This is a genomic window from Yoonia sp., assembly GCF_036007805.1.
Classification (GTDB): domain Bacteria; phylum Pseudomonadota; class Alphaproteobacteria; order Rhodobacterales; family Rhodobacteraceae; genus Yoonia.
The window spans coordinates 1-12,070 of record NZ_DASYOK010000069.1; the positions used below are offsets into that span (position 1 = coordinate 1).

Genomic DNA, 12,070 nt, shown 5'->3' on the forward strand with positions numbered 1-12,070 from the left:
ATCCTGAATGACGGTTCGATCTTCTGGGTCATCAAAGGCGTGATCCTCTGCCGTCAACCCATTGCGCGACTTGAAGAATACATCGGCGGCGACGGCATCCGCCGCTGCGCCATTGTCTGCAAACCGGGCCTGATCCGCGTCGAAGCCACACCTAAACGCGCCTTCCAGGGCTGGCGCTATCTGACCACAGAGGACGCCCCCCGCGACCTGCCCGAAGGCCGGCAGGACGAAGAGGCTCTACCGCCCGAACTCTCCAAGGCTCTTGCTGCCATCGGTGTCCGCTAGGCAGACGTGAAACCCTGTGCCATGATCTGTGCAGGAGGAGCCCTGCATGACCATTTTCACAAGTCCTTATCCCGCCGTCCCGGCAACGGACCTGACGATCACCGAGCGTGTTTTCCAGAACCTTGAAAGCCGCCCCAACGACGTTGTGCTGACGGACGGCCCCAGCGGGCGCAGCATGACCTCCGCCGCATTCATGGATAAGGTCAAACGCATGGCAGGTGGATTGGCCGCAGCGGGCTTTGGCGCGGGGCACACCATCGCGATCATGGCCCCCAACATGCCCGAATACTGCGTGATATTTCATGCGGTCGCCTGGGGCGGTGGGACAATCACAACGCTGAACCCCACCTATACCGCGCCTGAGGTCGCCCACCAGATGCGCGACGCCGGTGCCGAACTCCTTATCACTATCCCCGACTTTCTGGAGACCGCCGTCGCGGGCGCAGGCGACGCTCCCGTCATCGCCATCGGCACACCGGAATACGAAGCCCTTTTCGGCGATCCAATTACCACGCAAGTCTCTGTAGATCTTGATGAATTCAGCGTTGTTCTGCCCTATTCATCCGGCACCACCGGCCTGCCCAAAGGCGTGATGCTTTCGCACCGCAACCTTGTGATCAACGTCGATCAATCCATCGTCGCCGCAGATTTTCAGGCGGGCGAGGTAACTGCCGCCTTCCTGCCCTTCTTCCACATCTACGGTATGACCGTTTTGATGAATATCCACCTCGGTGGTGGTGGTGCATTGGTGACAATGCCCCGCTTTGACCTGCCGCTATTCCTGCAAATCAGCCAAGACTACAAAGCCCAGCGCATGTGGGTCGTGCCTCCTGTCGCGCTCGCATTGGCCAAGCACCCGCTCGTTGATGACTACGACCTATCGGCGCTGCAAGAGGTGTTCATCGCCGCCGCACCTTCCGGCGCCGATCTCTCCGAAGCGATCGCAGCACGGCTGGGCTGCAACGCGCTGCAAGGTTACGGCATGACCGAACTCAGCCCCGTATCCCACGTGGTTCCGCGCAGCGCCCCCCGTTCTGGTGCGGCAGGCGTGACAGCGCCAAACACAGTCTGCCGGATTGTCGATATTGAGACTGGCCAAGACCTGCCCGCAGGCGAAGAAGGCGAACTCTGGATCAAAGGCCCACAAGTCATGCAGGGCTATCTCAACAACCCGCAAGCCACCGAGCAAACCATCACCCCTGACGGATGGCTACGGACCGGTGACATCGCAAAAATTGACGAAGATGGCTATATGTTCATCACCGACCGCCTGAAAGAACTGATCAAATACAAAGGTTTCCAAGTTGCCCCAGCCGAACTTGAGGCAACTTTGGTGGCCATGGACGGCATTACGGACGCTGCTGTCGTTGGCTTGCCGGATGATGAAGCGGGCGAGCTGCCCGTGGCCTTTGTCGTGGCCGGCGATCCTGCCCCCGATCAGGCCGCGATCAACGCCTATATCGCCGCGCGACTGGCCACCTATAAACAGCTCCACCATATCTATATCGTCGATGAGATCCCCAAATCCGCATCCGGCAAAATTCTGCGCCGTTTCTTGCGGGACAGATTGAAGGGCTAACACTGGACGCCCCGCCCCTGCCTTCTATAGTCACGCACGACGATGGCATCCAAGGGCGCAGTATGAAACCAGCATCTTCCCGCGCGGCCCGCAGGCGCGCCCAGAAAAGCAATACGCCAGGCGCGATCACTGTCGCCGATATTGCCGCGCGCGTCGCCAAAGCCAAGGTCAAAGGCGCAGGCAAGGCGCAAGAGGATCGCGCCAAACGCATCCTCTCCTCTTTCCTGCAAACCGCCCAAACCTACGGCATGCCCGCCAAAGAGGTCATTGCGGAAATGGCCAGTGGCAAAGCTGCATGGCGACTGGGCCACGCTGTCCGTGACGAGATCATGAAAGCCCCGCCCGAGGCCGTGACAAACGCGGCCTGCACGCAAGGGTGCGCCTTTTGCTGTATCCTCTCGGGTGGCGAGGGCGGCGTCATTACCGCCTTTGAAGCAGCACAACTCCACAAAGCCGCAGGCCCGTTTGCGGGCCAACCCGATGGCCGCGCATGGCACCCACAGGCCTGCCCCGTCCTTGACCCCGATACACGCAGTTGCCGCGCCTATGAGGCGCGCCCGATGATCTGCCGTTCATTTCTGTCGACGGATGCCGAAGCCTGCGAAAGCAATGCCGCGGGCGGGACCGAGAAAGGTGCAGGACTCCTCGGTAGCCATCTGGATTATCTGGTGATCCATGCCCTGTGCCGGCAAGCCCTGAAGGGCATCACACAGGTCCACAGCTACAGCATGGCCGCAACGGCCGCATCGGCTGTGGCTGGCGATGACACCGAAACCGGTCTTGCGAAAGCCCGCCACAAACCCTCGGCCCTCGACATTGCGTGCCGTGACGCGATCAGGGCCGCGCAGGCCTAAATGCCCAGCACCAATTGCAACGCTTTCAATTTCTTGCGTTGCTCATCTGTCCAGTCATTACGCCTTCCGCGAAACAGGGTCGCCTGGGAGGCATGGATCAACCCGTCATCCAAGATCTTCAAACCATTGGCGCGCAGTGTCTCACCGGTCGAGGTGATATCGGCAATCGCCTCGGCAGTCTCATTCTTGACGGTCCCTTCAGTGGCACCCTGACTATCCACAATCTGGTAATCCGCCACACCCTGCTCGCGCAAAAATTCACGCACCAGACGGTGGTATTTCGTAGCGATCCGCAGCCGGAACCCGTGTTTTTGTCGAAACGCTGCCGCTGTTGCATCCAGATCATCCAGCGTATTCACATCGACCCAGGCCTGCGGCACAGCAACAACCAGATCAGCACCGCCAAAGCCCATCGGCGCTAGTTCCGCGACGCGACTGTCCCAATTGACCAGCTTCTCGCGCACCAGATCAGACCCCGTCACACCAAGATGAATATTCCCCGCCACCAACTCACGCGGAATTTCCCCTGCGGACAACAGCACCAGTTCCAGCCCCTCAAACCCGTCAACAGACACCGCATATTCGCGATCAGAGCCGGATTTGCGCAGGCTGATCCCGCGCGCGCCAAACCAGTCAAAGGTCTTTTCCATCAACCGGCCCTTTGAGGGCACACCCAGTTTCAACATCAGCGCAACCCCAAAGCCAGATCAGGGCGGATCACACCGCCCACCGCAGGCACTGCACGGCCCTGCCCCAATCGCGCCGTCAGCGCATCATAGCGGCCACCAGACGCAACGGGCGGCTGGTCCGGGCGGTCAGTGGCATAAAATCCGAAAACAAATCCGTCATAGTACTCCAGCGAGGTGCGCCCATAGCTGCCTTCGAAATCAAGGCTGTCAACATCGACACCGTGGTTGGACAGCGCCTCAAATCGGGCGTTCATGGTGGCAACGGCCTCACCAATTGCAGGCATATCGACCGCCATATCGCGCAGGGCGCTCAGAACATTCGGCGCCGTCTCACGCAGGCCCAAAATCGCGTCAATCACTTCGATCTCTTCGGTGGCAATCGGCGGCGCTGCCGCATCGGCACGCAGCGCCTCAATACGCGTCTGCACTTCGGCACGGCTGCGCAGCCCGATCTCCGTGCCTGCCTGCGCAAAGGGATCATCCGCAGCCAAAAGAGCCGCCCGCGCAGGCGGCACGGCCCCGCTGCCAAACCGCTTCAACAATGCGCGAAACCGCTGCGGCCGCCAGATGTGCCGCATGAGCGCCGCCTTGCGGTCATCGGTTGTACGCAGCCCGCGCACCGCCGCCATCAGCACCCCGATATCACCCGTGGCTGCGCGTACAGGCAGCCCGGCAAGGCCTTCTGCAATAGCTGCAAAAACCTCCGCATCGGCACCTGCGGGGTTTGCCCCGTCAAACACTTCATACCCCACCTGCACGAACTCATTCGCGCGGGTTTCATCCATTTCCTGCTTGCGAAACACCTTGCCGGAATAGGTGTAGCGGGCGGGATCAGCACGGGCCTCCATATGCATCTGCACCACTGGGACCGTGAAATCAGGCCGCAAGACCATCTCACCGCGCAACGGATCAGAGGTCAGATAGGCCCGCGCACGAATATCCTCGCCGTAAAGATCAAGCAAAGTCTCCGCCGATTGCAGCACATCCGCCTTGATCACCTGCGCGCCCTTGGCTGCAAAGAGATCACGCAGACGCCGCGCCTCGATCAATGTATCGGATGAAGTTGGCATCAGCTGTGCGTGTCCAGAATTTCGCGGACCTTCGCAAGCATCTGGTCGCGCGGCACCTCGTATTGGCTGGGGCGGTCTTTCCACTCTTCCAAGGTGGCGTTCTTGGCAATCTCGGCACCAAGGATCAGGTCCTTGATCTGCACGATGCCTTTGTCGAATTCATCACTGCCCGCGATGATCGCGACAGGTGAGGCGCGCTTGTCAGCATACTTCAACTGATTGCCAAAGTTCTTGGGGTTGCCCAGATAGACCTCGGCCCGAATACCCTCGTTGCGCAGTTCGGCCACCATCGTTTGATAATCCGACATCCGGTCGCGGTCCATGACGGTGACCACGACAGGCCCCACAGCGGTCTGATCCATCCGCCCCTTGGCACGTAAAGCCGCCAATAACCGGTCCACACCAATCGACACGCCCGTTGCAGGCACTTCCTGCCCCGTAAAGCGCTTGACCAGATCGTCATACCGCCCGCCACCGGCAACAGAGCCAAAGTTCCGCGGGCGGCCTTTTTCGTCGGTGACTTCGAAGGTGAGTTCGGCCTCGTAGACAGGACCTGTGTAGTAGCCGAGGCCACGGACGACGGAAGGATCAATCTCGATCCGCTCGGCGGTATAGCCCTGCGCCGCCAAAAGTGCCGCAATAGTCTCTAACTCTTCGACGCCTTCGACACCAATCGCTGATCCGGCCACCAGTTCATGCAACCGTGCAACAGTCGCCGCACCCGTGTCGCGCTTGGCTTCCATAAAGCCCATGACGACCTCGGCCTGCGCATCCGCCAGCCCGGCACCTTTGGTGAAATCCCCACTGGCATCCTTGCGGCCCTCGCCCAAGAGCGCACGCACACCATCTGGCCCCAGCCGGTCCAGTTTATCAATCGCGCGCAGCACGATCCCGCGCTCGGCCTCTTTGTCATCACCGGACAGCCCTGCGACTTCCATCACACCGTTCAGCACTTTGCGGTTATTCACGCGGATCACATAGTCGCCGCGCGCAATCCCCACAGCCTCCAACGTGTCCGACAACATCGCACAAATCTCGGCATCAGCCGCAACAGTGCCCGCGCCTACCGTATCGGCATCACACTGGTAAAACTGCCGAAACCGCCCCGGACCGGGCTTTTCGTTGCGCCACACCGGGCCCATTGCATAACGGCGGTAAGGGGACGGCAGATCATTGCGATACTGTGCCGCCACACGCGCCAAAGGCGCTGTCAGATCATACCGCAGCGCGAGCCAGTCGTTGTCTTCCTCCCAAGCGAACACGCCCTCGTTCGGGCGGTCCACATCCGGCAGGAACTTGCCCAGCGCCTCGACCGTTTCTACGGCCGAAGTCTCAAGCGCATCGAACCCGTAGCGATGGTACACGCCCGCAATCGTAGCCAGCATCTCATTGCGCGCGGTCACATCCGCGCCGAAATAGTCCTGAAACCCCTTGGGCGTCTGCGCCTTGGGGCGGGGCTGTTTCTTGATCTTGGCCATGCACTTGATCCTGCCGGTCGCTTCTGTTCCAGCGCCGTTTAACCCGCCATTGTGACAGGGGCAATGCACCCGTGCGCGCATCAAGGCAAAGCCCTGTCATCATCTTGCCAAAAATACTCAAATACCGACCGCAGACACAATTCGCAGCGCGGCCCTTTTCGCGGCATCGTTGCAGCGCTAAGGTGCGGACATGACAAACATCACGCACCTTGAAGAAAAGATCGCCCACCTGACCCGAACGGTCGAGGAATTGTCGGATATTGTCGTCCGTCAGGAAACCGAATTAGCTCTGGCACAGCGGCGCCTGGCGATGCTGATGGAACGCGAAGCAGGGCGCGAAATGGACGCGGGCGGCACAGTGCCACTGGCAGATCAGCGCCCGCCGCATTGGTAAGCTGCGCGATCAGCCTAGTGCGGAAGGTGGATCATCTGCGAAAGCAGTTTGCCTTCAGCTGACTTCAGGCTCATACGTGCCAGCGGTCCGAACTGGGCGAAATCCTGTTCCAGCTCCGGAAACAGCGCGAATATTTCGTCGCGTTGCGCATCATCCATGCCGGAGATGCCCACATGTCCTGGATGGAAGCTCTCGCAAGGGGCGCCATCCGCGTAGACGATTTCGTGCTGATCGAACATCATGTGGAAATAGGTCACGGTGCCACCCTCGCGGCGCAGGATCCCCTTATCATCAACCAGATGCTTTGCCGCCACCAGCACCTCTGGGACGCCGAACAACAACTCGGCCTGCCAGCCCCCCAGCATTACCCGGTGCTGCGGCGACAGGACAAGCGGCCGGTCGTTGCCAAGCACATCTGCGGCAATCACGATCGGTGCGAACCGGCCCACGGCATCAACTGTCCGCGACCCGATCCAGCGGATCGGCTGCAGGCCATTATCCTTTGTGCGCACCAGATCCCCTACGCAAAGGTCCTGCACCGCGACCTTCCCGTCTCTCGTTTCAATCTGCGTATCATGCGCAAAACAGACAATGTCGCCCGCGAGATCACCGATACCAATCGTACCAGCGCGCACACCACTCGTTTGGCTGCCACCCATCAAGATAAAGACTTGAACGACAGGCTGCTCGAAGGTGACAGTCAACGAGTCGTCCGCACCCGGCCCCTCGACGCCCGGATTGTTGTTACCGTTCGCTTCAACAGTAAATGCATCAACAACATCATGCGTTGTGCTCAGATTGCTGAAGGTAGGTTCGACAATGTTCCCATTGATGTCGAATGCATAGATTACAACTTGATCGTCCCAAGCGGTGCCGTTTGCATCAAGGTCAAGGATCTCAAAGGTGAGGTCGTCAACAGCGCGACCCGTGAAGTCCAAACGCACACCGCTAAGCTGTCCCGAGGGTATTCCGTTCGTTCGAATATAGCCGCCGAAATCGCCGTCATAAACTGGCCGCGGTGTGAAGAAGGAGCTTCTAACAGCGGTGGAAGAAAACGACGTACTATTCGCCCCATCGGTCAGCGTGGTCGTCCCGTTCGGACTTGAAAAGGTTGTCCAGTCAAAAAGAAATGGCATCGCGGCTACCTGATTAAAAATACGTTTTGCAGGCTATTACATTTAATTTAGACCATGTTAAGGAGCTGTGGAACTATCCTAGACTAAAAGAGATAAACAGCGCGCTAATCTGCCACATTTTTCATAGCGCAAGCACGAATAGGGTCACAAAATGCCTATTGTTACTTTACCTAAGGAAACCTCTGAACGGTTGCGCCCACGAATTGAAGCTCTTGGCCAGACACATCCGGTCGAACTTTTTCCGGCCAGCAAGATTGTCATGGGCATCGTTTTCACGACTGCAGAAACCAAGGAATTCGGCGGTGAAGGGGGCGAAGCAATGGTTCTGGCCGCAAAAGATATGGCCGTACTCAGCGCCGCCATTCCCGAATTCGAAGAGGAACGCAGGAATTACTGTGTGATCAATCATGCGAAAGCTATCGCAAGGCTTGATCCCTTTGCCTAGGCGTCTTCCACTTCGATCACGCCGCCCAAACTGCGCAACGCGCCTTTGATTTGCGGGTTGACCGGAAATTCCTCGCCCAGATCAAGCTCGACCTCACCGGGAAGATCGTCGCGCATCAGGCAAAAATAGATCGGCCCCCGCGCGGCACGCACAGCCCCCTTGGAAGCATTTTCAAGCACGGTGGCGACCGAGCCGATCACGTCCGGCCCGTCGATAAACACCCGCAAACCCGCACCACCTGCATCGGCGACCACCGCATCCACAGGCCCCACCGAACGCCCCAACAGCTTGAGCTGATCGGCCTCCATCGTGGCCTCGCAGGTCAGTACCACCTGACTGCCGGTCTCAAGAAACTCACGCGCATTTTCCAAGACATCCGAAAAGAGTGTCACCTCATATTGTCCGGTCGGATCAGAAAGTTGCGCGAAGGCAAAGCGGTTGCCGCGCGCCGATTTCCGCTCTTGCCGGCCTGACACGGTACCAGCCATCTTCACCACACAAGCCCCGCGCTCGGCCTTGGCGATCACTTCGTCCAGCGTCAAAATCTGCTTGCGCTTGAGCGCGCCCATATAGTCATCAAGCGGATGACCCGATAGATAGAAACCGATGGCCTTGAACTCTTCGGCAAGCCGCTCGGCAGGCAACCAGTCTGCACCATCCATCAACCGTGGTTCCGGCAGATCCTCGCCAGCATCCCCGAAGAGCGAAACCTGATTAGAAGATTTCTGGTCGTGGATCGCCGCGGAATAGGCGGTCAGCGCATCCAGGCTCATCATCACGCGGCGGCGGTTCGAATCCAGCACATCAAAGGCCCCTGCCCGTGCCAGCATCTCAAGTGACCGCTTGCCGACACGCTTGAGATCACAGCGTCGCGCAAAATCGAAAAGGTTCACAAATTCGCGGTCCCCGCGCCCTGCAACAACGAGCTTCATCGCCTCGACACCTACGTTTTTCAACGCGCCCAGCGCATAGACAAGCTTTTGATCTTTCACATCAAACGTCGCCTGAGAGCGGTTCACACAGGGCGGGGTATATTCAATCCCAAGGCCTTTTTTGACCTCTTGGAAATACACGCCCAGTTTATCCGTCAGATGGATATCGCAATTCATCACTCCGGCCATGAACTCGACCGGATGGTTCGCTTTCAGCCATGCCGTTTGATAGCTGACCACCGCATATGCGGCCGCGTGGGATTTGTTGAAACCGTAGTTGGCGAATTTTTCGAGAAGGTCGAAAACCTCGCGGGCTTTCTTGGGCTCAACCCCGTTGGCCTTGGCGCCCTCTTCGAATTTCGGGCGCTCCTTGGCCATTTCCTCGGCGATCTTCTTACCCATCGCGCGGCGCAGCAAATCCGCACCACCAAGGCTGTAACCCGCCATGACCTGTGCGATTTCCATCACCTGTTCCTGATAGACGATGATGCCTTGGGTTTCCTTGAGAATATGGTCAATTGAAGGGTGGATGGATTCCAGTTCCCTTTGGCCGTTCTTGACCTCGCAGTAGGTCGGAATATTCTCCATCGGGCCAGGACGATAAAGCGCCACAAGAGCCACGATATCCTCGATACAGTTTGGTTTCATGCGCTTGAGCGCATCCATCATACCGCTGGATTCCACCTGAAACACAGCCGTTGTCTTGGCGCTGGAATAAAGAGCATAGGATTTCTCATCATCCAGCGGAATCGCCCCGATGTCGTATTCAAAACCTTCAGGCGCGTCATAAAGCTTGGTGCCATCCGCCGCGACATTCAGCGGGCGGCCTGTCTTTTTCACAAGTTCCACCGCGTTCTGGATCACTGTCAGTGTTTTCAGACCCAGAAAGTCAAACTTGACCAATCCGGCCTGTTCCACCCATTTCATATTGAACTGGGTCGCGGGCATGTCCGAGCGCGGGTCCTGATAGAGTGGCACCAGTTCATCCAAGGGCCGATCACCAATCACGACACCCGCCGCGTGGGTTGAGGCATTGCGGAGCAGCCCCTCGACCTGCTGGGCATAGGTCAGCAGGCGGTCAACAACCTCTTCATTCTTGGCCTCTTCGCGCAGGCGGGGTTCATCTGCGAGCGCCTTTTCAATTGAAACTGGTTTCACCCCTTCGACAGGGATCATCTTGGACAGACGGTCCACCTGCCCGTAGGGCATCTGCAGCACGCGGCCCACGTCCCGTACGGCGGCCTTGGACAGCAGCGCACCGAAGGTGATGATCTGTCCTACTTTGTCGCGTCCGTATTTATCCTGCACATAGCGGATCACCTCTTCGCGGCGGTCCATGCAAAAGTCGATGTCAAAGTCAGGCATCGACACACGTTCGGGGTTCAAGAACCGTTCAAACAGCAGTGAATAGCGCAAAGGATCAAGATCGGTGATGAGCAGCGCATAAGCCACCAAGGACCCCGCGCCAGAACCACGGCCCGGCCCCACGGGAATCCCCTGATCCTTGGCCCATTTGATAAAGTCGGCCACGATCAGAAAGTAACCGGGGAACCCCATGCCTTCGATGATCCCCAGCTCGAATTCGAGCCGCTTTTCATATTCGGCCACATCGGCGGCATGGGGGATGACGGCAAGACGCGCTTTCAGTCCCTCTTGGGCCTGACGGCGCAATTCCGCGACCTCGTCATCGGCGAATTTGGGTAGGATCGGCGCGCGTTTGTAGGCCTTGAAGGCGCAGCGTTTGGCGATTTCGACCGTGTTTTCAATCGCCTCAGGCAGATCGGCAAAAAGCGTCGCCATCTCTTGCGGTGATTTCAGATAGTGCTGCGGCGTCAGCCTGCGGCGTGGCTCTTGCTGGTCAACATACGCACCTTCCGCGATACAGATGAGCGCGTCATGCGCTTCGTAAAGCTCGGTCTTGGGGAAATAGACGTCATTGGTGGCAACCAGCGGCAGATTCTTGGCATAGGCCATTTCAATATGACCGCGCTCTGACAAACGCTCGGCCTCGGGCAGGCCATCGCCGGGATGGCGCTGCAGCTCGACATAGAGCCGGTCGGGATAGATCGCGGCAAGCCTGTCGAGGAATGCTTCGGCCTTGGGCCGCTGCCCTTGACGCAACAGACGGCCCACAGGGCCATCAGGGCCACCGGACAGACAAATCAGACCCGCGTGATACTGCGCCAGTTCTTCAAGCGTGACCTGCGGCAACTGGCCTTGCGCATCGAGATAGGCGCAAGAGTTCAGCTTCATCAAGTTCATATACCCCGCTTCGGATTGCGCCAGCAGCACGATTGGTGCGGGGGCCTCGGGCCGTTTACCCGGCTCTGCGGCACTATAAGCCACATCCAGCTGACAGCCGATGATCGGCTGCACCCCCGCCTTGGACGCGCCTTCAGAAAATTCCAGCGCACAGAACATGTTATTGCTATCGGTCACCGCGACAGCGGGCATGCCCATGTCCGCTATCATCCCGGGCAATTTTTTGGTCGGGATCGCACCCTCCAACAGTGAATATTCAGTGTGGACGCGCAGGTGAATGAATCGGGGATCAGCAGTCATAGACGCAAGGTAGCGAAAGCCCACGGCGCTGCAAGCGCCGTCGCATGACGTCTTGACAGTTTCACATGTTTGGCAAACTTAGCGGCATGACTAATAGTCTCGACCGCTTCTTTGGCGCGATGTCCGATCCGACGCGGCGCGCAATCATCGAAATGCTGGCCACGCGGCCTGCAAGCGTGAGCGACCTGCACGCACCCCACCAGATGGCGCTGCCGACGTTCATGCGTCATTTGCGGGTCTTGGAAGAGGTCGGCTTGATCCGTTCGGTCAAGAAAGGCCGCGTGCGGACCTGCTATATTGAACCCCAGCCACTGATCGCGGCACAAGGATGGCTGGCTTGGCAACGTGAGATCTGGGAAAATCGCAGGGATGATATCCCTTAGGCGCGTTTCCCGTCGCACGAATATTTTTCTTGCCAAAACGGCCTGTGATCGCTTTCATGAGGTCTGATCTGGGGCAGATGTCTACGTCGCATCGACATCCTTACGCTCTCACAGACTTCGGTAAGGCGACAGGTTTATATCATGAACGTCACGTTTCTTCTCAATGGGGAAACCGTGCAGGTCGAGGCGGAGCCTACCCGCACCCTGCTCGAATGGCTGCGCGAGGATCAGGGTCTTTGCGGCACCAAGGAAGGTTGTAACGA

At 58.5% G+C, this 12,070-nt stretch carries 11 protein-coding genes; 6 read left to right on the forward strand and 5 right to left on the reverse strand.

Annotated features, from left to right (window positions below; all coding sequences use genetic code 11):
- From VGP75_RS04460 to VGP75_RS04470, 3 genes are all read left to right on the forward strand, one after another.
- On the forward strand, positions 1-285 hold a 285-nt coding region (locus tag VGP75_RS04460; RefSeq protein ID WP_327542513.1), incomplete at its 5' end, for a DUF1489 family protein.
- 46 nt (positions 286-331) lie between these two features.
- Complete coding sequence (locus tag VGP75_RS04465; RefSeq protein WP_327542514.1) at positions 332-1,864, forward strand: AMP-binding protein; 1,533 nt, start codon at positions 332-334, stop codon at positions 1,862-1,864.
- A gap of 62 nt (positions 1,865-1,926) precedes the next feature.
- Positions 1,927-2,718, forward strand: coding sequence for a YkgJ family cysteine cluster protein (locus tag VGP75_RS04470; RefSeq protein ID WP_327542515.1), 792 nt, complete (start codon positions 1,927-1,929; stop codon positions 2,716-2,718).
- Here the strand turns inward: VGP75_RS04470 and hisG are convergent.
- The 3 genes from hisG to hisS are packed head-to-tail and all read right to left on the reverse strand — an operon-like array spanning position 2,715 to position 5,955.
- Entirely contained in the window at positions 2,715-3,404 is a 690-nt protein-coding gene (gene hisG, locus VGP75_RS04475; RefSeq protein WP_327542516.1) for an ATP phosphoribosyltransferase, read from the reverse strand. The genes VGP75_RS04470 and hisG overlap by 4 nt on opposite strands.
- Positions 3,404-4,477 carry an ATP phosphoribosyltransferase regulatory subunit gene (locus VGP75_RS04480; RefSeq protein ID WP_327542517.1) on the reverse strand — a complete coding sequence of 358 codons (1,074 nt, stop codon included), beginning with the start codon at positions 4,475-4,477 and terminating at the stop codon, positions 3,404-3,406. The genes hisG and VGP75_RS04480 overlap by 1 nt, the downstream gene beginning before the upstream one ends.
- On the reverse strand, positions 4,477-5,955 hold the full coding sequence (hisS, locus tag VGP75_RS04485) for a histidine--tRNA ligase (RefSeq protein ID WP_327542518.1): 1,479 nt from the start codon (positions 5,953-5,955) through the stop codon (positions 4,477-4,479). The genes VGP75_RS04480 and hisS overlap by 1 nt, the downstream gene beginning before the upstream one ends.
- A 190-nt stretch (positions 5,956-6,145) precedes the next feature.
- Between hisS and VGP75_RS04490 the strand changes: the two genes are divergently transcribed.
- On the forward strand, positions 6,146-6,349 hold the full coding sequence (locus tag VGP75_RS04490) for a SlyX family protein (protein ID WP_327542519.1): 204 nt from the start codon (positions 6,146-6,148) through the stop codon (positions 6,347-6,349).
- 14 nt (positions 6,350-6,363) lie between these two features.
- Here the strand turns inward: VGP75_RS04490 and VGP75_RS04495 are convergent, their stop codons facing one another.
- Positions 6,364-7,485 (reverse strand): Hint domain-containing protein, encoded by a 1,122-nt coding sequence (locus VGP75_RS04495; RefSeq protein ID WP_327542520.1) that lies wholly within the window; start codon positions 7,483-7,485, stop codon positions 6,364-6,366.
- A 151-nt stretch (positions 7,486-7,636) separates the two neighbouring features.
- On the opposite strand from VGP75_RS04495, the gene VGP75_RS04500 reads away from it, so the two are divergent.
- Positions 7,637-7,930, forward strand: coding sequence for a hypothetical protein (locus VGP75_RS04500; RefSeq protein ID WP_327542521.1), 294 nt, complete (start codon positions 7,637-7,639; stop codon positions 7,928-7,930).
- Here VGP75_RS04500 and dnaE read toward each other — a convergent pair.
- On the reverse strand, positions 7,927-11,424 hold the full coding sequence (gene dnaE / locus VGP75_RS04505; RefSeq protein WP_327542522.1) for a DNA polymerase III subunit alpha: 3,498 nt from the start codon (positions 11,422-11,424) through the stop codon (positions 7,927-7,929). The genes VGP75_RS04500 and dnaE overlap by 4 nt on opposite strands.
- 86 nt (positions 11,425-11,510) lie before the next feature.
- Between dnaE and VGP75_RS04510 the strand changes: the two genes are divergently transcribed.
- On the forward strand, positions 11,511-11,807 hold the full coding sequence (locus VGP75_RS04510; RefSeq protein WP_327542523.1) for an ArsR/SmtB family transcription factor: 297 nt from the start codon (positions 11,511-11,513) through the stop codon (positions 11,805-11,807).
- Positions 11,808-12,070 lie beyond the last annotated feature (263 nt).